Source organism: Herbidospora daliensis, from assembly GCF_001570585.1.
GTDB lineage: Bacteria > Actinomycetota > Actinomycetes > Streptosporangiales > Streptosporangiaceae > Herbidospora > Herbidospora daliensis.
Window position 1 is genome coordinate 561,651 of the sequence record NZ_BBXF01000003.1, and the last position, 21,946, is coordinate 583,596.

General features: G+C 69.9%; 17 protein-coding genes. 3 read left to right on the plus strand and 14 right to left on the minus strand.

The features are described 5' to 3' along the window. Positions 1-4: 4 nt before the first annotated feature. The 6 genes from AW274_RS17820 to AW274_RS17845 are packed head-to-tail and all read right to left on the minus strand — an operon-like array spanning position 5 to position 9,863. Positions 5-1,090: a 2-oxo acid dehydrogenase subunit E2 gene (locus tag AW274_RS17820; RefSeq protein WP_062433281.1), complete on the minus strand. Its 1,086-nt coding sequence runs from the start codon at positions 1,088-1,090 to the stop codon at positions 5-7. Next, on the minus strand, positions 1,087-2,058 hold the full coding sequence (locus tag AW274_RS17825; RefSeq protein ID WP_062433284.1) for an alpha-ketoacid dehydrogenase subunit beta: 972 nt from the start codon (positions 2,056-2,058) through the stop codon (positions 1,087-1,089). Before AW274_RS17825 ends, AW274_RS17820 begins: the two co-directional genes overlap by 4 nt. Next, positions 2,055-2,966, minus strand: coding sequence for a thiamine pyrophosphate-dependent dehydrogenase E1 component subunit alpha (locus AW274_RS17830; protein WP_062433287.1), 912 nt, complete (start codon positions 2,964-2,966; stop codon positions 2,055-2,057). Before AW274_RS17830 ends, AW274_RS17825 begins: the two co-directional genes overlap by 4 nt. Then, entirely contained in the window at positions 2,963-4,183 is a 1,221-nt protein-coding gene (locus tag AW274_RS41325; protein ID WP_062433290.1) for a glycosyltransferase family 4 protein, read from the minus strand. Before AW274_RS41325 ends, AW274_RS17830 begins: the two co-directional genes overlap by 4 nt. After that, the gene (locus AW274_RS17840) at positions 4,180-4,503 is read right to left on the minus strand and encodes a phosphopantetheine-binding protein (RefSeq protein WP_062433294.1); all 324 of its coding nucleotides are present in this window, start codon (positions 4,501-4,503) and stop codon (positions 4,180-4,182) included. The genes AW274_RS41325 and AW274_RS17840 overlap by 4 nt, the downstream gene beginning before the upstream one ends. Beyond that, positions 4,500-9,863 carry a non-ribosomal peptide synthetase/MFS transporter gene (locus tag AW274_RS17845; protein WP_063813417.1) on the minus strand — a complete coding sequence of 1,788 codons (5,364 nt, stop codon included), beginning with the start codon at positions 9,861-9,863 and terminating at the stop codon, positions 4,500-4,502. The genes AW274_RS17840 and AW274_RS17845 overlap by 4 nt, the downstream gene beginning before the upstream one ends. Positions 9,864-10,415: 552 nt before the next feature. Here AW274_RS17845 and AW274_RS17850 point away from each other — a divergent pair. The 3 genes from AW274_RS17850 to AW274_RS17860 all read left to right on the plus strand — a co-directional run bounded on the left by AW274_RS17850 (position 10,416) and on the right by AW274_RS17860 (position 13,091). Next, positions 10,416-11,636 (plus strand): glycosyltransferase, encoded by a 1,221-nt coding sequence (locus tag AW274_RS17850; RefSeq protein WP_198169263.1) that lies wholly within the window; start codon positions 10,416-10,418, stop codon positions 11,634-11,636. After that, positions 11,633-12,535 (plus strand): TauD/TfdA family dioxygenase, encoded by a 903-nt coding sequence (locus tag AW274_RS17855; RefSeq protein WP_062433301.1) that lies wholly within the window; start codon positions 11,633-11,635, stop codon positions 12,533-12,535. Before AW274_RS17850 ends, AW274_RS17855 begins: the two co-directional genes overlap by 4 nt. A gap of 118 nt (positions 12,536-12,653) precedes the next feature. Beyond that, positions 12,654-13,091, plus strand: coding sequence for a beta/gamma crystallin family protein (locus tag AW274_RS17860; RefSeq protein WP_062433304.1), 438 nt, complete (start codon positions 12,654-12,656; stop codon positions 13,089-13,091). Here AW274_RS17860 and AW274_RS17865 read toward each other — a convergent pair whose 3' ends face one another. The 8 genes from AW274_RS17865 to AW274_RS17900 form a co-directional block, all read right to left on the minus strand. Then, positions 13,092-14,111 (minus strand): LacI family DNA-binding transcriptional regulator, encoded by a 1,020-nt coding sequence (locus tag AW274_RS17865; RefSeq protein ID WP_062433307.1) that lies wholly within the window; start codon positions 14,109-14,111, stop codon positions 13,092-13,094. 27 nt (positions 14,112-14,138) lie between these two features. Then, positions 14,139-15,575: a GH1 family beta-glucosidase gene (locus AW274_RS17870; RefSeq protein WP_062433310.1), complete on the minus strand. Its 1,437-nt coding sequence runs from the start codon at positions 15,573-15,575 to the stop codon at positions 14,139-14,141. Further along, the gene (locus AW274_RS17875) at positions 15,572-16,465 is read right to left on the minus strand and encodes a carbohydrate ABC transporter permease (protein ID WP_062433313.1); all 894 of its coding nucleotides are present in this window, start codon (positions 16,463-16,465) and stop codon (positions 15,572-15,574) included. Before AW274_RS17875 ends, AW274_RS17870 begins: the two co-directional genes overlap by 4 nt. Then, positions 16,462-17,436 (minus strand): carbohydrate ABC transporter permease, encoded by a 975-nt coding sequence (locus AW274_RS17880; protein ID WP_062433318.1) that lies wholly within the window; start codon positions 17,434-17,436, stop codon positions 16,462-16,464. Before AW274_RS17880 ends, AW274_RS17875 begins: the two co-directional genes overlap by 4 nt. Positions 17,437-17,533: 97 nt before the next feature. Further along, a complete protein-coding gene (locus AW274_RS17885; RefSeq protein WP_062433321.1) occupies positions 17,534-18,880 on the minus strand; it encodes an ABC transporter substrate-binding protein in 1,347 nt (448 codons plus the stop codon). 283 nt (positions 18,881-19,163) lie between these two features. Then, the gene (locus tag AW274_RS17890) at positions 19,164-19,760 is read right to left on the minus strand and encodes a malonic semialdehyde reductase (RefSeq protein WP_083974419.1); all 597 of its coding nucleotides are present in this window, start codon (positions 19,758-19,760) and stop codon (positions 19,164-19,166) included. A gap of 57 nt (positions 19,761-19,817) precedes the next feature. Beyond that, positions 19,818-20,279 (minus strand): MarR family winged helix-turn-helix transcriptional regulator, encoded by a 462-nt coding sequence (locus AW274_RS17895; protein ID WP_062433328.1) that lies wholly within the window; start codon positions 20,277-20,279, stop codon positions 19,818-19,820. Then, a complete protein-coding gene (locus AW274_RS17900) occupies positions 20,234-21,763 on the minus strand; it encodes a sulfatase family protein (RefSeq protein WP_062433330.1) in 1,530 nt (509 codons plus the stop codon). The genes AW274_RS17895 and AW274_RS17900 overlap by 46 nt, the downstream gene beginning before the upstream one ends. Between the last annotated feature and the right edge of the window lie 183 nt (positions 21,764-21,946).

A 21,946-nucleotide genomic window follows, 5' to 3' on the forward strand; every position in this document is an offset into this window, starting at 1 on the left:
CGCGTCATTCCAACCATCTGCGCGGTTCCTCCAGCAACCGCTTGACCGCTCCGAGGAAGAGCGCGGCATCCCGGCCGTTCACGACGCGGTGGTCGTAGGCCAGCCCGATCCGCACCGTCTGGCGGACCATGAAACCTTCATCGCCCTGCTGGACCTCCTGCTGCGTCGACGCCAGCGACAACGCCGCCACGTGGCCGGGATAGACGATCGGGATCGCGAACTCCACGCCCGCCTCGCTGTGCAGGGTGACCGCGATGTTGGCGCCCTCCAGGTCCCGCTCGCGGAAGCTGCCGCGCAGCGCGGTCATCCGGTAGTCCATGAGCTCGCGGGCCACCGCGTCGAGCGGACGCACGTCCGCGTCGCGGACGACCGGCACGAACAGGCCCTTGCCCACGTCGATGGTGACCCCGACGTGCGACCCCTCCGCGAGCCGGATCCGGCCGTCGCCGAGCCAGCTCGCGAACAGGTGCGGGAACTCCGCCCGCTGGTCGGCCACCGCCTTGACCAGCAGTTCCGACAGCCCGATCAGGGTCCGGGCGTGCTTGGACAGGTCCCGGGTCAGCTTGGCGGTGTCGGTGACGTCGGCCTTGACCGCCGTGAACGCCGCCGGGATGGTCTGGTGCGACAGCACCACCACGTCGGCCGCCTGGCGCTGCGACCTCGGCAGCGTGACGACCTCGCGCGGGTCGGTCAGCGCCGCCACGTCCTCGGCCCTGACCACCTTCCGGCCGAGCGCCCGCACCCGGTCGAGCGCGATGCCGTGCTGCTCGATCAGCGCCTGCGCCGGGCGGGTGATCACCACGTCGATCTCCCCGGACGTCAGCGGCGGCACCTCCGGGACGACCGGTTCCGCGACCTCCACCGACGCCCCGATAGCGGCGATCAATTCGCCCGGCGCGCAGTCGCCGGAATGCACCCGGATGACGAGCGTCCCGTCGGCCGGGCTTTCCAGTTCCTCGGCCGTCTTGGACGTTTCGATGACCACGAGCGGGTCGCCCTGTTTCACCTCCTGGCCGTCGACCGCGAGCCATTCCACGAGGATGTAGCTGTCGTCGTTGTTGTTCAGCTTCGGAATGCGGAATTCGGTCATTTGTTTATGGCTCTTCGGATGTCGGCGGGCTGGACGGTGCAGCGGGCCTCGAGATGCGCGGCCGTCGGGATGATCGAGTCGGGCGCCGAGATGTGCGTGATCGGCGCGGTCAGCCGGCCCCACAGCCGCTCGTGCAGCAGCCGGGCCACCTCGGCGCCCCAGGTGCCCCCGGCGGTGCCGTCTTCGGCGACGTGCACCCGCTTGGCCGCCGCGAGCACGTCGGCGACCGGGGTCACGTCGAGCGGGTGGAGGCGGGCGGGGACGAGCAGCGTACAGGCGATCTCGTCTTCGAGCAGCAGGTCGCGCAGGGCGGCGACGGCGCGGTCGGTGAGACCGCCCGGGGCCAGCAGCACGTCCTCGGTGTCCCGCTCCGCCCGGATCACCGCCCAGCCGTCGCGCACCTCGAAGGTGTGCAGGCCGTCGCCGCCGCTGAGCATCGGCTTGGTGTAGAGCACCTTGTCCTCGAAGAACACGGCCGGGGTGCCGCTCGCGAAGATCTCGCCGAACAGCCGCCCGGCGTCGTGGAAGGGGCTCATCTCGTAGACCGACAGGCCCGGCACGCCGATGAAGTGCTTCTGCAGGCTCTGGCTGTGCGTCGGCCCGTAGCCGCGGCGGCCGCCGGTGGGCAGGCGCACGATCAGCGGTACGTCCACCCGCCGGCCGTACATGGTCGTCGACTTGGCCGCGAAGTTCACCAGCTGGTCGAAGGCCAGCGTGGCGAAGTCGCCGAACATGATCTCCACGATGGCCCGGTCGCCCGCCAGGGCCAGCCCGGCGCCGACGCCGACGATGCCCCCCTCGGACAGGGGGGTGGACATCACGCGCGGGCCGAAGCGGTCCGACAGCCCTTTGGTGATCTTGAACGCGCCGCCGTACGGATCGGAGACGTCCTCGCCCAGCAGGTGGACCGACGGGTCGTTCTCCATCAGCGCGTGCAGCGACCGGTTCAGATGCTCGGCGACTCTCATGACCACTCCGACAGGGGCCGGGCCAGCACGTTCTCCACGGCGGCGTCGATGAACGCGCGCTCGATCTCCTCCAGCGCCGCGACCTGCGCGGGGAAGTCGCGCGTGTAGTGGGCGTACCAGTCGCCCGCGGCGGCCTCGGCCAGCTCGGCGGCGGTCCGGGTGTCGTCGCCCTTGCTGTGCGGGCCGGCCCGGTGGACCGACGCCTCGAACACCGCCGGGCGCTTCTCCCGCCGTACGTAGTCGACCAGCGGGGCCAGCGCCCCGCGCACCACGTTGACGTCGGGCGACTCGACCCGTTCGTGCCGCACCCCGAACCCGGCGCAGCGGCCCGCGATCGACCCGGCCAGCTGCGCCCCCGTCGGGGTCGACTGGGCGATCCGGTTGTGCTCGACCACGACGAGCAGCGGGGCGCCCCACAACTGGGCCATGTTGAGGGCCTCGTACACCGACCCCTCGCCCCAGGTGCCGTCGCCGACGTACGCGCACGCGATCCCGTCGCCGGTCCGCTTGTGCCGCAGCGCCACCCCGACCGCGACCGGCAGCGACTCGCCCTGGACGCCGGTCGACAGGAACCGCTCGTGGTAGATGTGCTGGCTGCCGCCCACCCCGTTGCAGAGCGCCCCCTCGCGGCCGGTGATCTCGGCCAGCAGGGCGTGCGGCTCGTCGTAGCGGGCCAGGAAGTGGCCGTGCCCCCGGTGGTTGCTGAACACGTGGTCCTCGGGCCGCAGCAGGGCGCTGACCGCGACCGGCACGTGCTCCTGGCCGAGGCAGGTGTGCGTGGTGCCGTTCAGGCGGCCCTGCTCGAACAGGCGCAGCAGGGCCTTCTCGAAGTGCCTGATCCGCAACATCCGCGACAGGTCGGCTTCAGAGACGGGCGTCAGCGTGCGTTCCCGCACCGCTCCGATCATGACTGGGACTCCTTCGCGCGGGCCGCCGCCAGCGCGGCCAGCGCGGCGAGGCGGCGGTTGGGGCGCAGGTCGGTCAGGTGGGCTTCCAGGGCGCCGGCGTCGAGCGAGCCGATGAAGTCGAGCGCCGCCTTGCGCGACCGCCGGGACAGGTGGCGGTGCAGCGCCTCGTCGCCGGTCACCGGGTCGAGGGCGTTCAGCCAGGGGCCGAGGTCCTGTTCCGGGACGACCGGGACGGGCCGGGCCTGGCCGACCGACTCGTAGCGCTCGATGCTGCGCACCGGCACCGAGTAGGGCACGCCGAGCTTGGCCTCCGACAGGCCGCCGACGGCGCTGGCGATGACCGGGATCCCTCTGGCCATGGCCTCGACACAGGCGTACCCGAAGGTCTCGTCCCAGAGCGAGGGCATGAGCAGGACCTTGGCCCGGGACAGGACGTCGTCGATGTCGTCGGACGGCTGCCCGATCTCGATGTTGGGCCGCCGCTTCAGCTCGTCGAGGTCGTCGGCGGTGGTGCCCCACGTCGGCACGGCCAGGAACCGCAGGTTCGGCCGCGCGTCGGCCAGGCCGAGGAGCACGCTCAGGCCCTTGTAGCCGCACGGGTTGATCATCGTGACCAGGTCCCCGCCGGCCAGCTCGGGTGGATCTCCGTAAATATGCGGATAAATCAGCGTGGACGAGAGGTCGCCCCACTTCTGGAGGTACGTCCCCGCCGCCTGGCTCACCGCCACGACCGAGGCCGCCAGCTTCACCATCCGGGTCCCGGCCGCGCTCGGGTAGAACGCCCCGGGCCCGAACGGCAGCTGCTGCAGCGTGTGCGCCAGGTAGACGACCCGCTCCGGGGCCGCCCTGAGCGCGGCCCCGAGAACGATCAGTCCCGGGTCGTCCGACGGGACCAGCGTCCAGTCGGGGGAGACCTCGGCGGCGACCTCGCCGATCCGGTTGGCGAGCAGCGACGCGCGGGTCACCACGTGCGCCCGCACCCCGTTGTACTCGTAGACCAGCGCGTCGGGCGTGGCCGAGGCCACCTCCGCGCCGAGGCCCCTGAGATAGGCCACGTGGTCGTCGCTGGACGTCGCCCGCAGCGCCCCGCTCATCGGCGCCACGACGTGGCACTCGTGCCCGCGCGCCGCGAGCTGTTCCATCATGATCCGGTTGGACTTGTTCGCCCCGCCGTGGCTGGGCAGGTGGAACATGTTCTGGGCGAGCAGGACTCTCATGCGTTGTCGGAGAGCAGTTCGTTGATCTCGTCGTCCGACATGCCGTCGAGCTGCTTCAGCAGGGCGGCCAGCTCGTCGTCGTCCACGGCCGCGATCCGGCCCTGGTCGATCGCCTTGGACGCCTCCGCGACGGTGAACCCGGACGCGAACAGCACGTCGATGGGTAACTCGACGCCGAACTGTTCCTCGACCCTGGCCAGGAACTGGACCATCGTCAGCGACTGGCCGCCGAGCTCGAAGAAGTCGTCGTCGATCGAGGGCGGCGCCTGGCCGAGCAGCTCGGTCCAGATCTCGGCGACGGCGGATTCTGTGGGGGTCATGCGGAGGTTCCCTTCAGTTCTGCGAGACCGACCAGATCGTCGGGTTCGGCGTCAGGGGTGTCCCGGTCGAAGTTCCGGAGCGCCCGGTGCCTGAGAGCGATCACGATCGTCACGGCCATGGCGAGGCCGCAGATCAGGTAGAGCAGGCCGATGCCGCGCCCCTCGCCGACGCCGATGACGGCGCCGACCGTCGAGGCCAGCGCGCCGTCCTCGCGCAGCAGCGGGACGAACACCAGCCCGGCCAGCCAGGCCTGCACGGCCAGGCCGATGGGCTGCGTCGACATGGCGAGCATCTGGTTGATGGCGATCACGCGGGCGTGGTAGCGCTGCGGCACCTTCGAGTGGATGATCGTGATCCAGATGCCGTCGCTGATCGTCATGAACAGCGCCATGCCGGCCGCCCCCACCGCGACCAGCGGCAACCACGGCCGCAGGCCCATCGAGAAGGCGAACAGCGCCACGACGGCCACGGCCGAGAGCATGCCGAACATCCGGCGGCGGCGCGGGCCGCCCCAGATCGAGATCACGAACCCGCCCGCCACCGCGCCGGCGGCGGCGACCAGGGCCACGGTCCCGGTGTCGCCCAGGTCGCCCATCGAGAGCACCAGCGGCGAGATCATCGTGAACGCGGTGAACAGGAAGAAGTTGACGGCGAACATGGTGATCGCCATCGCCCGCAGGCCCGGCCGCCGCCACAGGTAGCGGAAGCCGTTGCGGATCTCCGCGCCGACCGTCTCGCGCCGCGTCCAGGCCATGGCCTTGGGGAACGGCGTGAGCAGGGTGACGGCGACGGCGAACAGGTAGCAGACGACGTTGGCGATCAGGATGCCGTCGAGCCCGATCGCGGCCAGCACCCCGACCGCGAACAGCGGGACCATCAGGCGGCCGATCGCGTTGCCCAGCTGGAGCACGCCGCCGGCGTGACCCAGATAGTGCTTCGGAGCCAGTTGCGGTACGGCCGACGCCCAGGCCAGGCGTTGCACCGTCAGCGCCACGCTCAGCAGGACGAGGATTCCGTACAGGGCGGGCATCGGGAGGGTGTCGGTGAGCAGCAGCCCCAGCATGAGCGCCTGCAGCCCGAGGCAGGCGCCGTCGCCGATGAGCATCGCCTTGCGGCGGTCGCTCCGGTCGACCAGCGCGCCGACCAGCGGCGACAGCAGCAGGCCGGGCACCAGCGCGATGATGGCGAACAGGCTGAACTGCAGCAGCGAGCCGGTCTTCAGGTAGGCCCAGATCGGCACCGCGAACTCGGTCATCGCCGTGCCGACCATCGACACCGTCTGGCCGACGGCCACCCGCAGGAACCGGCCGAGCGTCGCCTCGGCCGCCGGCTTCTCCCGGGAGACCGCCTCCTTGCGCCACGTCTCGGCGGCGTGCGGGCCGTCGAGGTCGGTGTGGACGGTGGTGATGATCCTCGCCAGCTCCTCGGCCCGGTAGCGAAGGAAGTAGTGGCCCGCCTCGTCGATCACCACGAGCGCCGTCGTCCTGGCGGTGACGTGCCAGTCGCGGTAGCGCTCCTCGTAGAAGTCGGTGATCGGGTCGCGGCTGCCGACGATCGAGATGACCGGGGCGGTCAGCGGGGTCGCGCCCTCGTCGATCAGCTTGGTGAAGTAGGCCTCGCCCGCCTTGGCGTCCGAGCGCATGGTCGTGACGATGCGCTCGACCTCCTCGGCGCCCAGGCCGTCGAGGTCGGCGCCGATGGCGCGCAGCCAGTTGGCCTCGGAGTTGTTGTTCCGCAGCCGCCGGTTGTTGAAGTAGTGCTTGTTCAGCAGGCCGCTCAGGCCCTTGGTCGGGACGGCGAACGGGAAGCTGCCGGCGATGTAGACGGCGTCGACCTCCCGGCCGGCCTCCTCGACGCGGCGGGCGATCTCGGTCGTGAGGGCGCTGCCGACGCAGTGGCCGTACAGCACCAGCGGGCCCTTGACCTTGGCCAGGATCTCCTCGCAGATCTTCGCGGCGGCCTCGTCGAAGGGCAGGACCTCCTCCTCGACGCCCAGCTCGTGGCCGGGCAGGGCGACCGCCTGGAGCGCGACGCCCTTCGGCAGCGCGTCGGCCAGCGCCTGGTAGACGACCGCGCTGCCGCCGCCGTAGGGCACGCAGACCAGGGTCATCGTGGGGGCCGCGATCGGCTTGGTGAGCCGGACCAGCAGGCCCTGCTCCTCCTCGGCCGGCCCGTCGACCAGCGCGGCGAGGGCCGCGACGGTCCGGTTGGCCAGTGCGTCGACGACGCTGACCGGCCGGTCGGGCATCGTCTGGCGGAGCTTGGCGATCATGCGGATGAGCAGCAGCGAGTGGCCGCCCAGCGCCATGAAGTCGTCGTCGGCGCCGACGCTCTCGACGTTGAGGACCTCTTTCCAGACGCCCGCGATCAGGAGCTCGGTCTCGGTGCTGGGCTCGCGTCCCGCCGAGGCGGTGACCTGCGGGGCGGGCAGCGCCTTGCGGTCGACCTTGCCGTTCGCGTTCAGCGGCATGCGGTCGAGCTCGGTGAAGACCACCGGGACCATGTACTCGGGGAGGCGGAGCGCGCAGTGCTCCTCCAGGCCCCGCACCGGTTCCGCGACCGGCACGTAGTAGGCCACCAGCCGTTCCTCGTGCACCGCCGCCACCGCGTCCCGCACGCCCGGATGGTCGAGCAGCGCGGCCCTGACCTCGTCCAGTTCGATGCGGTAGCCGCGGATCTTCACCTGGTCGTCGAACCGGCCGAGGAACGCGACGTTCCCGTCGGGCAGCCAGAGGACCCGGTCGCCCGTCTTGTAGACGCGTTCACCCTCGAACTCCACGAACCGTTCGGCGGTCAGGTCCGGTCGGTTCATGTAGCCGCGGGTGACGCCGACGCCGCCGACGTACAACTCGCCGGGGACGCCCGCGGGGAGCAGGCGGCGGTGCGGGTCGAGAACGAACATGCGCATGTTGGGCAGTGGCGCCCCGATGGGGACGACCTCGTGGTGCTGCCGGTGGGTGACCGGGTAGACGCACGTGCCGACGGTGGCCTCGGTGGGGCCGTACTCGTTGATCAGCCGTCCGGGGCCGAGGATCTCGAGCCAGCGGTCGGCGAGCGAACCGGGGAGGGCCTCCCCGGCCACGACGATCACCCCGGCCAGCGCGGCGGCGCGGGCGTCGTCGAGCTGGTGGCCCAGCACCTCCAGATGCCCGGGGGTGAGCTTGATGAAGCTGAAGTCTCCGCCGCTGAGCAGCTCGCCGAGCTCGCCCATGTCGAAGTCCTGGTCGAGGACGGTGACCGCCTGGCCCACCACGAGCGGCGCCCACAGGTTGGGCACGACCAGGTCGAAGGCGACCGACCCGAGCAGCGGCGCGCCGCCCTCACCCCGCGAGGCGAGCTCCTCGACGGCCCACCACACGTGGTTGACCAGCCCCCGGTGGGTGACCTGGACGCCCTTCGGCTTCCCGGTCGAGCCCGAGGTGAAGATCAGGTATGCCAGCCGGTCGAGGTCGGGCTCGACGTCGACGGGGGTGGTGTCGCCGTCGATCGAGGCGACCTCGACGACCGTGGGGCCGTCGAACCGGGACAGGTACTTGCGCTCGGTCAGCACCAGCGGCGTGGCCGCCGTCTCCAGCATGTCGGCGATGCGCTGCGGCGGGAACGCCGGGTCCATCGGCACGTACGCCGCCCCGGCCAGCCAGACGCCCAGCAACGACGCGATCAGGTCGGGTGACCGGTCGAGCAGCACCCCCACCGTGGTCTCCGGCGTGACGCCCTCGGCCAGCAGCCGCCGGGCGATCTGGTGGGCGCGGGCGTGCAGGTCGGCGTAGGAGACGTCCCGGCCGGCGTACCGGACCGCGGTCGCCGTCGAGTCCCGGTGCTGCGCGAGCAACAAAGGGAGCGCTCTCTCGGGGTACGGACGCGCCGAGTCGTTCCACGTCCCGAAGATCGTGTCCCGTTCCTCGGGAGTCACCAGGTCGAGCTCGGCCAGCGTGGCCGACGGGTTCGCCGCGATCTGGGCGGCGAGGTGGTGGTAGTGGCCGACCATGCGCTCGACGACGTCGTCGTCGAGCAGGTCGCGCCGGTAGGTGAAGTCGAGCCCCGTGACGTCGCCGTCGAGGTGGACGAGCAGCGACAACTCGTAGCCCTGGTGGTCGACCTCGTGGTCCCAGATCGAGGCGGTCAGGCCGGGCCAGTCGCCGCGCTGGTCGCGGAAGCCGCGTAAGGAGAAGCTCACCGGCAGCGTCAGGCCGACCGCGTCGGCCAGCACCGACAGCGGCAGCTGGTTGCTCAGCGCGCCGCCGACCGCCGCCCGGATCCGCGCGGCCACCTCCGGGAAGGAAGGATCGCCGGACAGGTCGCCGTGGATCGGCACCGCGTTCACGAAACACCCGACGACGCCCTCCAGCTCCCGCCGCCGGCGCCCGCCGTTGGTCGTCGCCACGGTGACGCCCTCGGCGCCGGTGTAGCGGGCCAGCAACATCGAGAACACCGCCAGCAGCGCGGTGAACGGCGTCGTGCCCGGCCCGCCGGCGGCCTGCAGCGCGGCGAGGGTGCCCGGGGCGAGCAGGCTCCAGTTCGTGCTGGTACGCCGCCCGCCGGGAACCGGCCGCTCCCGCCGCACCGGCAGCTCCACCGAGGGCGCGCCGTCGAGCGCCGCCCGCCAGTAATCGGTCCGCCGGGCGACCGTCTCTCCGGTCAGCTCGGCCCGCGACCAGGCGGCGTAGTCGGCGTACTGAACGGGCAACTCGGCGAGAGTCCCCGGTTCCCCGTTGAGGGCCTCGCGGTAGAGGGTCGCGAGCTCGTCGGCGAGGACGCCCATCGACCAGCCGTCGGCGGCGATGTGGTGGCACACGACCACCAGGGCGTGCGACCGCTCGGCCAGCCGGATGAGGGTGGCCGCCACGACCGGCCCGGTCCGCAGGTCGAAGCGCCGGACCACCGCCTCGGCGGTGATCTCCTGGGCCAGATCGGGCGCGCCGTGGAACTCCAGCGGCATCGGGAACGGGTCGAGCACGGTCTGAAGCGGTTCGTCGCCGGTTTGGGCCGAGACGTCCGCAGCGGGGAAACCTGCCGTCTGGGCGGCCTGGTCGTCGGGAGTCGCGTAAACGGTACGCAGGCTCTCGTGTCGGACGATCAGGGCGTCGAGGGCGGCGGTCAGCGCCGGGACGTCGAGCGGGCCGTCGAGTCGCAGGCCCAGGGTGGCGTTGGGGGCCGGGGTCACGCCGTCGAGTTGCGCGCCGAGCCACATCTGGCGCTGCTCGAAGGAGCAGGCGAGGGGGCCCTGGTCGCGCGGCACGACGGGGATGGGGGATTTCGGGCGCGCGGTGAGCAGGCGGGCGAGAGCCGCCTGGCGCGCGGGGGAGAGCCCGCCGAGGGAGCTACGGGGCGCGGACTCGGGTGTGGATGTGGACGTCACTGCCACGGAGTGGCCTTTCTTTGAACGGTCCAAGGCAACCCGAAAAAGGCCGGCGCGATAAGCGCCATCCTAATGTTGCGCTGAGTTGCAGAAAGTTGCGGAACCCGATTAACCGTCATGGGAGCGCTCCCACTGCACCCCCACAAGAGATTAATGGAACCTATTCGTCACGCGCAAGTGCGCGTGCCGCGCCGTCGGGGAATGTCGGCTTACCCGCGAAATACCGATGAGTAAGCGAGCAGCCCTCCTTCACTCTGCTGTTGTGCAGGTCAGGCATCCGGGAGCAGGATAGTATAGAACTTAAAAAAAGTCACGACCATGAGTCTGCCCCACATTCCCGGAGCGCCGGAAGCGGCCGTTCCATTATGCGGGATCACCGTTGACAGGAACATGTCGCTACTGCTTCTTTGGTTGCATTCAGGGCGGGCATCCGGGAACAAGAGAGCGCTTTCTCGTCGGAGTATCACCCACCGGCCGCCATCGATGCAAGGGAACAGAAACTTTCATGCGCAACTCACTGTCAGCCGAAATTCCGGGCGCCGGGCGGGTGGCGTGCCGAGGATAATCGCCGTCACCCATGGCACCGACGGCGACGTGATGCCCTTCGTCCGGCTCGGGTCGGAACTGCGCCGCCAGGGCCACGACGTGACCCTGATCACCCACGAGCACTACCGGGCGGCGGCGGCCGGGCTCGACTTCGCCGCGATCGACACCGCCGAGCAGTTCGCCCGCCACCAGGCCGACACCACCCAGCTCATGGACACCCGGAGCGGGCTCGGCTGGCTCGCCTTCTACGAGCGCAACGGCCTGTTCGAGCAGCTCGCCTTCGAGGTCAAGGCCATCGCCGAGCGCCACGAGCCGGGCCGTACGGTCCTCGTCGGCCGGCACACCTCGGCGTTGTCGGTCAGGTTCGCCGCCGAACTGCTCGGCTGCCCGGTCGCCTGGGTCGCCGTCTCCCCGATCCAGGTCATGGGCGCCCGCCTGGCCGCCCACATGTACGCGACCGAACTCGCCGGCGGCTTCCAGGCCGTGCGCGACGACCTCGGCCTGCCGCCCGTCGCCGACTGGCACGCCTGGTTCGCCGGCGCCACCATGGACATCGGATTGTGGCCCCGCTGGTTCGACCAGGCGGGCGCGAAATCGCCGGCGCGATTCGAACTCGCCGGATTCGCGGTGCCCGACGCCGCGTCCCGGGAAACGTTCTCTCCGGACGTCGTCGCCGACCGTCCCGTGCTCGTCTCGGGCGGCACCGGGCGCATGCTGAACGAGGCGTTCTACGCCTCCGCCCTGAAAGCGGTCGAGGGATTTCCGGCCGTGGTCGTCACGCCCTATCCCGAATTGCTGCCCACGCCGCTGCCCGACGGGGTGCGCTGGTTCGAACGGTTGCCGTTCGACCAGGTCGTACCGGAAGTCAGAGCGGTCGTGCACCACGGCGGCATCGGCACTTTGACGCGCGCGCTGATGGCCGGCACCCCGCAATTGGTGCTCGCCGACGGCGCCGACCGTCCAGACAACGCCGCCCGGCTGGCGAAACTCGGGCTGGCACGATGGCTTCCGCCCGGGAAATGGCCCCAGGCGGGGGAACAACTGCGCGACCTGCTCACATCGGGGGAGCGGCCGGCAGCACCGGAGGACCTCGACCCGTCGGCGGGCATCACGAGAGCGGCGGCCCTCATTGCCTCGCTCCTCGGCCCGCCGCGCCCGGTTCGTCCCGTCCTCACGGAATCCCAGCGCGAAGCGCTCCGACGCCACCTCCGAAAAGGATCCCGATGAGCTGGCAACCCCACGAGTTACACAGCGACGGCAGGCCGCTGGCCGACTTCCTGCGCGACACCCCCGTCGACGACCTGCTGGTCGACAAGAAGGCCCTGGTCTTCCGCGGCTTCGGGGTGACCGAGGCGACCCTTGACCCGCCGATGGACCTGCTGCTGCCCAACCGGCTGGCCTACGTCCACGGCAACTCCCCGCGCACCAAGGTCGGCCAGAACGTGTACACCTCGACGGAGTACCCGGCCGAGTACACGATCTCCATGCACAACGAGTTGTCCTACGCGGCGTCCTGGCCGTCGCGGCTGATGTTCTTCTGCGCGAAGGCGGCCGAGTCGGGCGGCGCGACCCCCGTCGTCGACGGCGTGACGTGGCTGGAGTCCCTCGACCCGGCGGTGCGGGAGGCGTTCGCCAAGGGCGTGCGCTATACCCAGAACCTGCACGGCGGGATGGGCCTCGGCAAGAGCTGGCAGGAGACCTTCGAGACCTCCGACAAGAAGGCCGTCGAGGCGTTCCTCGACGCCTCGGCCGCCGAGTGGACGTGGCGCCCCGACGGCGGGCTGCGGGTGACCCAGATCCGCCCGGCGACCACCCGCCACCCGGTGACGGGCGCGGAGGTCTGGTTCAACCAGAGCGACCAGTGGCACCCGGCGTCGCTGGGCGACGAGACGGCGATGATGCTGGCCGAGATCATGCCGCCGGAGGACCTCCCGCAGTCGGTCCAGTACGCCGACGGCACCCCCATCCCCGCCGAGCACGTGATCCAGGTGCGCGACCGGGGCCTGGAACACGCGGTCGACGTCGACTGGCGAACGGGCGACGTGCTGCTGATCGACAACGTCCTGGTCGGCCACGGCCGCCGCCCGTTCCACGGTTCGCGCCGCGTCCTGGTCGCCATGAGCTGACCCCCACAGAGCAGCCGGCCCGGCGGGGAGAGCCGGGCCGGCCTTCCCCTGCCGTCCACAAGTGGCCTCCAAGGAGGGGTCGGCAGACTCCTGGCAGACATCGTCTTCAGGAGGAATCATGTCGATCGGCAGGCGTCTTCTCGGCTCGGCGGCCGTGGCACTGGGCTTGTTGGGCGCGGCGGCCCCCGCCCAGGCCACCGAGCTCGACTTCCACACGCTCTACCTGTTCGAGCACGGGGGATACGACGGGCGGGCCACGCCGCTCCAGACGGTCGAATGGAGCGACGCCGGCCACTTCTGGGTCTTCCGGCCGATCTCCCAGCCGGAACTGCCCCTGTTCAACGACGAGGCCAGTTCGCTGACCAACAACGACTGGAACGCCTGGGTCGTCTTCGACGACAAGAACTACCGCGACCGCCGCTACTGCATCAGGCCCGGCGAGTCGGTGCCGAGCCTCGGCGCGCAGCAGTTCAAGTTCAACGACAAGATCTCCTCGGCCCTGCGGCTGGAGAGCGCGAGCTGCGCGGGCTACCCGGCCTTCTTCACCACGGGCTGATCAGGTCGACGCCCTTATCACCAGGTGGGTGTCGAGGATGACGACCGGCTGCTCCAGCGGTTCGCCGTTGATGCGGGCCACCAGCAGCTGCACCATCTGGCGGCCCATCGCCTCGGTCGGCTGGTGGACGCTGGTCAGCGGCGGCTCGGTGTGCAACGCCACCTTCGAGTCTTCGAACCCGATCAGCGCGATGTCCTGGGGCACCGCGCAGCCGCGTTCGCGCAGCACCCGCAGCGCGCCGACCGCCATCGGGTCGGAGGCGGCGAACACGGCGTCGAGGTCGGGGTGGCGGTCGAGCAGTTCGCGCATCGCCGTCGAGCCGCTCTCCTCGGAGAAGTCTCCGTAGGCGACGCGTTCGGTCAATCCGGTCGCCAGAAGGGCGTCGCGGTAGCCCGCCAGTCGGTCGACGCCCACGCCCATGTCCTGGGGGCCGGCGATGGTGGCGATGCGGGTGCGGCCCTTGCCGAGCAGGTACTTGATCGCCTGCCGGGCCCCCGCCCGGTTGTCCATGTCGACGTAGCTGTAGGGGTTGAGCCCCACGGGGCGGCCACCGAGGACGGTGGGCACGCCGAGCTCCTCCAGACGTCCGGGCAGGGGGTCGGCGCCGTGGACCGAGGTCAGCAGGACGCCGTCGACGTGCTGCCCGGTCAGGTAGTGCTCCAGGCGGTCGTGTTCGTTGCGGTTCTGCGCCATGCTCAGGATGAGCTGCAGGCCCGTCTCGGCCAGCGCCGACCCGATTCCCCTGATCAGGCCGGCGAAGTAGGGCTCGTCGAACACGCGCTGCTCGGATTCCGACACCACCAGGGCGATGGTGTCGGTCCGGTTGGTGACGAGGGTCCGGGCCGCCCGGTTCGGGACGTATCCGAGCTCGTCGATCGCGAGCAGGACGGCGTCGCGGGCCTTCTCGCTCACCTTCGGTGAGCCGTTGATGACCCGTGAAACCGTTCCTCGCCCGACTCCGGCCCGTGCGGCGACGGCTTCGAGCGTCGGCCTCGCGACCGAGCGGCGGTCCCCGTTCATCAGTTCTGCCCCCTCACCACGTTCACGCTATTGTGCCGGACCCCGGAGGCCCCCGTGCCGGATGGTCTCGGCGTACCAGAGAGCGCTATCTTTCAGGATGCGCGTCTGGGTTGGGTAGTCCACGTACACTAGGCCGAATCTCTTGCCATAACCCCACGCCCACTCGAAATTGTCCATGAGCGACCAGGCGAAGTAGCCCTCCAGCGGCACGCCCGCCTCGATGGCCTGGTGGCAGACCCTCAGGTGGGTGTCGATGTAGGCCTGGCGTTCGACGTCGTGGATCGCGCCGTCGTCGGTGACCACGTCGTCGTAGGCGGCGCCGTTCTCTGAAATGTACAGAGGGACGGCGGGGTACTCGTCGCGCAGCCGGGTGAGGACTTCGAGCAGGCCGTTGCCGTCGACCTCCCAGCCCATGCCGGTGACCGGGCGGCCGCCGTTGACGAAGCCGACGTGCTCGTTGCCGGGCCACGCCGAGCCGGTGTCGGTGGGGGCCGCGGACGCCGACTTCGGGCCGCCCTCGGCGCCGGTGACGGTGAAGCGGCTGTAGTAGTTGATCAGCAGCATGTCGAGCGGGGCCGCGATCAGCTCCAGGTCGCCGTCCTTGATGTACTCCTCGGGCGCGATCAGCGGCGTCAGGTCGTCGAGGACGTCCTGGGGGTAGCTGCCGCGCATGAGGGCGTCCAGGAAGAAGCGGTTCTGCATGCCGTCGATGCGGCGGGCCGCGTCGAGGTCGGCCTCGGTGTCGCTCTGCGGGCTGATCGCGTAGAGGTTGACGCAGCCGCCGATCCGCGTGTCGGTGCGCTGGGCCCGCATCGCCTGGACGGCCAGGCCGTGGGCCAGGTTCAGGTGGTGGGCCGCCTTGATCGACTCCGCCGGGTTCCGGCGGCCGGGGGCGTGCTCGCCCGAGGAGTAGCCGAGGAACGCCGCGCACCACGGCTCGTTGACCGTGGCCCAGTTGGCGACCCGGTCGCCGAGGGCGCCGTGCACGATGGCGGCGAAGTCCGCGAAGCGCTTCGACAGGTCGCGCGACGGCCACCCGCCCTCGTCTTCCAGGACCTGCGGCAGGTCCCAGTGGTAGAGCGTCACCCACGGCGAGATGCCGTAGGAGAGCAGCTCGTCGACCAGGCGCTTGTAGAAGTCGAGGCCCTTGGCGTTGACCTCGCCCTTGCCGTCGGGCTGGATCCGCGACCAGGAGACCGAGAACCGGTAGGCGCTCAGCCCCAGGTCGGCCATCAGCCGCACGTCGTCGCGGTAGCGGTTGTAGTGGTCGATCGCCACCGAGGCGTCGTCGCCCTCGACGACCCGCCCGGGTTGCGCGACGAAGGTGTCCCAGATGGAACGGCCGCGGCCGTCGGCCGTGAGCGCGCCTTCGATCTGGTACGCCGACGTCGCGCTGCCCCAGACGAAGCCGGTGGGGAAGACCAGACCAGGGGTGTCGATCTGGGTCTCTGTGTTCTGGGTCACTCCTTGACCGCACCTTCCATGAGTCCGCCGATGATCTGGCGGCCGAAAAAGACGAATACCAGCAGAAGAGGAATGATCGAGACCGTCGTGCCCGCGAAGATGAGCACGTAGTTGGTCGAGTAACGGTCGTTCAACGCCCTCAGCGCGACTTGCACAGTCGGATTGTCCGGCGTGAGCACGATGAGAGGCCAGAGGAACTCGTTCCAGATCAGCATGAACGTCTGGATCGCCAGCACGGCCATGCCGGGCCGGACCGCCGGCACCGCGACGTTCCACCAGATGCGCAGGGTGCTCGCGCCGTCGACCCGCGCGGCCTCCACCAGTTCCCTCGGTACGGCCTGGCGCGTGTACTGCGTCATGAGGAACACCCCGAAACCGTTCACCAGGAACGGCAGGATGACCGCCTTGAGGGTGTTCGTCCAGCCCAGCGTCACCATCATCTGGTAGAGCGGGACGATGCCCATCTGCTGCAGCGGCACCATCATGGTCAGCACGACCGACAGCAGCAGCAGGTTGCGGCCCCTGAAGGTGAGCGAGGCGAACGCGAACCCGGCCAGGGTCGAGATGATCACGATGCCGATCGTCACCGTGCAGGCGATGATGATCGAGTTGATGATGCCCGTCATGAAGTGGGCGTTCTCGGCCTCGAAGACGGCCCTGATGTTGTCGCCGAGGTTGCCGGCCGGGAGCAGCGGCGGCGGCATGCTGTGCGCGTCCTCGTTGGTGCGCGTCGCGATGACGATCATCCAGTAGATCGGGAAGATCGACAGGAAGATGGCCAGGCCCAGGCTCGCCTTGGTCAGGACGGTCGCCCGGAACGGGTCGAGCCGGGAGGTCCCGGCCCCCGTCGGGCGCGGGGCCCGGGGCGCCCGATGTGTGATCGTCGTCATCGTGATCTCCCGATGCCGCGGACGATGGCGAAGTTGATCAGCGCGGTGATCATGATGAGCAGGAACAGGATCCAGGCCGCGGCCGCGGCGTAGCCGTACTGGAAGTCCCGGAAGCCCTCCTTGACGATGAACATGGCCACCGTCTGGAACTGGCCCGTCGTGCCGCCGGTCATCAGGCCGGCGCCGAACATCACCGGTTCGGCGAACAGCGTGAAACCGCCGATCGTCGAGACGATGACGGTGAAGATGATCGTGGGCTTGAGCAGCGGGACCGTGATGCCCCAGAACTGGCGGCGCGGGGAGGCGCCGTCGATGGCGGCGGCCTCGTAGAGGTCCTTGGGGATCGTCTGCATCGCGGCCAGGTAGATGATCGCGTTGTAGCCGGTCCAGCGCCAGTCGATCATCGTGGCGATGGCGATCCACGACGACCACTTCTCGTTCTGCCAGTGGATCGGGTCGATCCCGAACGCGCCCAGCACCCAGTTGACCAGGCCGTAGTCACGGCCGTACAGCTGGGTGAAGACGACCGCGACGGCGACGACCGAGGTGATGAGCGGCGCGAGCACGCTCAGCCGCAGCACCAGCCGGCCGCGCAGCTTCTTGTTCAGTGCGTTGGCCAGCAGCAGCGCGAGCAGCAGCTGCGGCACCGTCGCGATCACGAAGATGCCGACGGTGTTGAGCACCGAGTTCCAGAACTTGTCGTCCGCGAGGAGTTCGGTGTAGTTCTCCATGCCGATGAACGTCTTGTCGCCGGCGAGCTGCCAGTCATGCAGCGACACCCAGGCGGTGAAGATCAGCGGGAAGACGCCGAAGATCGCGAACAGGATGAAGTAGGGCGAGACGAACAGATAGGGAGTGGCCCGCAGGTCCAGCCAGGACCAGAATCTGCGGCTGCCCGGCGGCCGCGCGTGCCGCCGGGGCCCGGGTGGCACCGTGCGGCTCCGGGAGCCCGCGTCGACGCTGAGGCTCATCGTCAACCTTTCGTGGAAGGAGCGGCCGGGGGGATCCGGCCGCTCAAGTGAGTGACCGGCCCCTCGGTGCAGGGGCCGGTCGGGCACGGCCGGGGGGTCAGCCCGCGGCCTTCACGCCCTCCTCCACGAATCGGGTCCAGGCCTCGTCCCACTTGACGGAGCCCTGGTCGGCGCCCACGAGGACCTCCTCGACGGCGGCCTTCACCTGGGCGTGCTTCTCACCGAAGAACACCGGCGCGAGCTGCGCGACCGAGGCGGCGAAGATCGGGCCGCTCGGGGCGTCGTTGAAGTACGCGTTCTTCGCGTCCGCGACGGTCGGGTCCTGCTGCGCGGGGATGGAGCTCGGGAAGTTGCCGCCCTCCTTGAACGCCGCGACCTGGCCGTCCTTCCCGGTCAGGAAGTTCAGGACGTCGGCGGCCTCCTTCGGGTGCTTGCTCTGCGACGGCACCATCAGCCAGGAGCCGCCCCAGTTGCCGGAGCCGCCGGGCACGGCCGCGACGTCCCACTTCTTGGCGTTGGACTCGCCGGAGGTGCCGGAGATCACGCCGAGCATCCACGACGGGCAGCCCATGGTGGCGAAGCCACCCTTCTGCATCGCGGTGTTCCACTCCTCGCTCCAGGAGCGGAGCTTGGCGGTCAGGCCCGCGGAGCTGAGCGACTGCACGTAGTCGAACGCGGCCTTGACGCCCGGGTTCTTGTCGACCACGAGGGCCTGGCTCTTGTCGAAGTAGTAGAGGCCGCCGTTCTTGCCGGCCTCCTGCGCGAGCACCGAGTTGTACACGGTGTTGGCGCCGTCGACGAAGCCCGCGTCCGGGACCTTGGCCTTGAACTTCTTGCCGACCTCGAGGTAGTCGTTCCACGTCGGCCAGAGCTTGGAGACCTCGTCGCGGTTGGTCGGCAGGCCGGCCTTCTCGAACAGGTCGGTGCGGTAGCACATGGCCATGCCGCCGATGTCGGTGCCGAGGGCGAACAGTTTGCCCTCGGTGTTGACGCCCACGTCGTACTTGAACGCGGGGAAGTCGGCCTTGCGGCTGTCGAGGCCGTACTGGCCGAGGTCGGCGAAGTACTGCGGGCGGGCGGCCATGAGGCCCATCGCGCCCTCGTCCATGGCGATGATGTCGCCGGCGCCGCTGCCGGCCTCCAGCCACTGGAGGACCTGCGGCAGGTAGGTGTCCTCGAACCGGTCGGTCAGGTTGACGTACTTGACCTGGACGTTCGGGTTCGCGGCGTTCCACTGGGCCACCGCGTCGTCGTAGGCGAAGTTCTCGCCGCCGCCGAAGGTGTTCAGCGTGATCTCGATCTTCTCTGCAGGTGCAGGGGCCGCGGAGCCGCCCGCGCTAGGTGCCGCTGCGGGTGCCTCGTCGCCGCCGCAGGCAGCGGCCGTGAAGGCCAGCGCCCCTGCGGCCACGGCCGCGAGCACACCGCGGCGCGTGTTGTTCATCATTCCGGACCCCTCTCAGGTGGTTCCCGAATCTGTGACAGAAGGTGGGCTCCCGGCCGATCCCCGACTGCTCAGCAGGTTGGGAGCGCTCCCACGAAGAGTCCACTATGGGCAACGCACCCGTCAATATGCCGAAACCTAACTGTTACTCCTGTAACGGTTAGAGGCGTAGAAATGGACATGAATCGACAAAAAGTACATACCCGCAGTTGGGAGCGCTCCCAGTCATAAAGCACAAGTGGCCCATCTCGCTGTGGGAGATGGGCCACTTGGGGTGGGAGCGGGCTCAGATCGTGGTCACGGCCTCGTGGAGGTCGAGGCGGGGGTTGCGGGCGTACCACGCGTCGGGGCCCGGCCTGCCGATGTTGACCACGGCGAGCACCTCGTGCCGGCCCTCCGGGAAGAACTCCTTCTCCAGGGCGGCCTTGTCGAACCCGGCCATCGGCCCGGCGGCCAGGCCGTGGGCGCGCACGCCGACGATGAAGTAGCCCACCTGCAGGGCGCCGTTGAAGCGGGCCGACTCGACCCGGCCGTCCCGGTCGGCGAAGGCGTCCTTCGCCCCGGGGAAGTGCGGGAACGTGCGCGGCAGGTGCTCGTGGAAGTCGACGTCGGCGGCCAGGATCGCGACCAGCGGCGCGGTGGCGGTCTTCGCCTTGTTGCCCGGTGACATGTGCTCGACCAGGCGCGCCCGCGCTTCGGGGGAGCGGACGTAGACGATGCGCAGCGGCTGGTTGTTCATCGCGGTCGGGCCCCACTTGATCAGGTCATAGATCGCGTGCGCGGTCTCCTCGGAGACGGGCTCGTCGGTGAAGGTGTTGGCGGTCCGCGCGTCGCGGAACAGGAGATCCTGCCCGGTGGCGTCGAGGGCGCTCTCGGTTGTCATGGCACTCATGTTGCCCAACAACCTTCTTCTCATGCAATATCTTCCCGTGCAGGGAAATTATTCGGTGAGCACCTCCTCCAGCCGGGCCAGCGCCCGCCGCAGGGTCTCCCGCTCGGCGACCGACAGCGGGGCGTCGAAGTGGCGGTCGACGACGCGGACGTGCACGTCGACGGCGCGCAGGAAGATCTCCGAGGCCAGCTCGGTGGGCCGGATCAGGGTCACCCGCCGGTCGCCCTCGTGGCGGCCCCGGGTGACCAGCCCCGCCTTCTCCATCCGGTCGAGCAGCCGGGTCATGCCCCCGCTGGTGAGGGTCAGGTCGAGCGAGTTGATCGCCGTGCAGGCGCCGTGGTCGCGGTAGAGGCGCAGCAGCACCTCGAACATCACGTGGGTGATCCCGACCTCCTCCTGGAGCGCCTTGTCGATCAGGCGTTCCAGGGTGGCGGCCGACCGGATGAGGTGGCCGAAGCCGGGGCTCAGCCGATCACATGCGGCGCGTTCTGGGGGCGGGGGCCGATCCATTGCACTCCTGACGGGGGGAAATCTGAGCGTTCGCCCAAAATCGTATCGGCGACCCGGCACCCCGCCCCCGAGCACGCGTGCAGCGCGGCCAGGCGGCCCGACAGGCCGGCGACCAGCGCCGGGTCGGCGGTGGCGGCCAGGTTGGTGAGCTGGTGGGGGTCGGCGATCATGTCGTACAGCTGGCGCTCGCCGGTGGCGTACTCGACGTAGGCGTGGGTCTCGGTGCGCAGCGCCCGGTAGGTGGGCGGGCAGCCCGGCGCGTAGTCGGGCTTGTCGAACTCCACCAGCACCGCGTCGCGCCACGGGACCCGGCGGCCCTCCAGCAGCGGGACCAGCGAGCGGCCCTCGACGAAGCCCGGCACCTGCGCCCCGGCCAGCTCGGCGAAGGTCGGCCCCAGGTCGACCGTCGAACCCAGCGAGGTGTCGACCCGCCCGGCCGGCACCCCCGGCCCGCGCACGATCATCGGCACCCGGATGTCCTCTTCGTAGGGCGTCGTCTTGCCCGACCGCAGCCGGTGCTGCCCCAGATGGAAGCCGTTGTCGGAGCCGAAGAAGATGTAGGTGTCGTCGAGCTTGCCGGCCTCCTCCAGCGCCGCGACGACCGTGCCGACCAGGTCGTCGAGGCCCGCCGTGGAGCGCAGCCGGTCACGGTACATCTGGTCGATGTTGCGCTTCACCCTCGGCGACATGCGCCCGCGCTGCTGCACCCACAGCGGCTCGGCCGACACGTCCCGCTGGTTGTACGACGGCGTGCGCGGCGCCTTGACCCCCTCGAAGGCGTCGGCGTGGCGCGGCGCGTGGTTGGCCGGGCGGTGCGGCGCGGTCGGCGTCAGGTAGAGGAAGAACGGGTCGCTGCGGCGCACGAAACCGGCGGCCTTCTGGGCCAGCACGTCGGTCAGGTAGTCCTCCGGCTGCTCGCCGCGCTCGACGATGATGCCGTCGTCGTTGAGGGCGTAGCCGTATTCGCGGTAGAGGTTGGTGACCGGCACCGCCCACTCGTCCCAGCCCGGCGGGATGTAGGTGCGCGGCACCTCGGGGCTCGGATACTGGTTCAGGTACTTGCCGAACAGGGCCGTGCGGTAGCCCGCGGCCTTCATCCAGGTGCCGATCGTGCTCTCCTCCAGCGGCTTGAACCTGGGGAAGCCGCCGGTGGGGAAACGGTTGCTGGTCACGCCGTGGCTGTGGATGTACTGCGCGCGCAGGATCGACGAGCGCGACGGGCAGCACCACGGGTTCGTCACGTAGAAGTGGGAGAAGGTGGTCCCGCTCGACGCCAGCCGCGAGATGTTCGGGAAGCGGTGGAGGTCGGCCGTGTCGAGGTCGTCGGCGAGGATGAAGACGACGTTCGGAGGAGCCTTCACGGCCGCCTTCGCGGACGCCTTCGGGCTCGACTTCGGGCCCGACTTGGCGGTGGCCGGCGTGATGGTCAGCGGCGCCGCCAGGAAGGCCAGGGCGAGGCCGCACGCGAGACTCCTCTTCAGCATGGGGCAGATCATTGCCGCTGTTACACCTGCGAAAACGTACATTTAGCAGCGGACCGTGCACGATACGTAGTTGATTCGGCCAACCGGTTGCACCGTTCTAAGTGCTCCGGGACAGTGAGTCACATGAGATCCGGGGGTTCACGTATTCGGCTGTTCACCCGTCGTTCCCTGTCCTGTTGCGAT

Bases quoted from the DNA above. Each gene is read 5' to 3' on its own strand.
- AW274_RS17820 (WP_062433281.1), bottom strand. From the start codon at position 1,090: ATGACCGAATTCCGCATTCCGAAGCTGAACAACAACGACGACAGCTAC.
- AW274_RS17825 (WP_062433284.1), bottom strand. From the start codon at position 2,058: ATGAGAGTCGCCGAGCATCTGAACCGGTCGCTGCACGCGCTGATGGAG.
- AW274_RS17830 (WP_062433287.1), bottom strand. From the start codon at position 2,966: ATGATCGGAGCGGTGCGGGAACGCACGCTGACGCCCGTCTCTGAAGCC.
- AW274_RS41325 (WP_062433290.1), bottom strand. From the start codon at position 4,183: ATGAGAGTCCTGCTCGCCCAGAACATGTTCCACCTGCCCAGCCACGGC.
- AW274_RS17840 (WP_062433294.1), bottom strand. From the start codon at position 4,503: ATGACCCCCACAGAATCCGCCGTCGCCGAGATCTGGACCGAGCTGCTC.
- AW274_RS17855 (WP_062433301.1), top strand. From the start codon at position 11,633: ATGAGCTGGCAACCCCACGAGTTACACAGCGACGGCAGGCCGCTGGCC.
- AW274_RS17860 (WP_062433304.1), top strand. From the start codon at position 12,654: ATGTCGATCGGCAGGCGTCTTCTCGGCTCGGCGGCCGTGGCACTGGGC.
- AW274_RS17865 (WP_062433307.1), bottom strand. From the start codon at position 14,111: ATGAACGGGGACCGCCGCTCGGTCGCGAGGCCGACGCTCGAAGCCGTC.
- AW274_RS17875 (WP_062433313.1), bottom strand. From the start codon at position 16,465: ATGACGACGATCACACATCGGGCGCCCCGGGCCCCGCGCCCGACGGGG.
- AW274_RS17880 (WP_062433318.1), bottom strand. From the start codon at position 17,436: ATGAGCCTCAGCGTCGACGCGGGCTCCCGGAGCCGCACGGTGCCACCC.
- AW274_RS17885 (WP_062433321.1), bottom strand. From the start codon at position 18,880: ATGATGAACAACACGCGCCGCGGTGTGCTCGCGGCCGTGGCCGCAGGG.
- AW274_RS17890 (WP_083974419.1), bottom strand. From the start codon at position 19,760: ATGACAACCGAGAGCGCCCTCGACGCCACCGGGCAGGATCTCCTGTTC.
- AW274_RS17895 (WP_062433328.1), bottom strand. From the start codon at position 20,279: ATGGATCGGCCCCCGCCCCCAGAACGCGCCGCATGTGATCGGCTGAGC.
- AW274_RS17900 (WP_062433330.1), bottom strand. From the start codon at position 21,763: ATGCTGAAGAGGAGTCTCGCGTGCGGCCTCGCCCTGGCCTTCCTGGCG.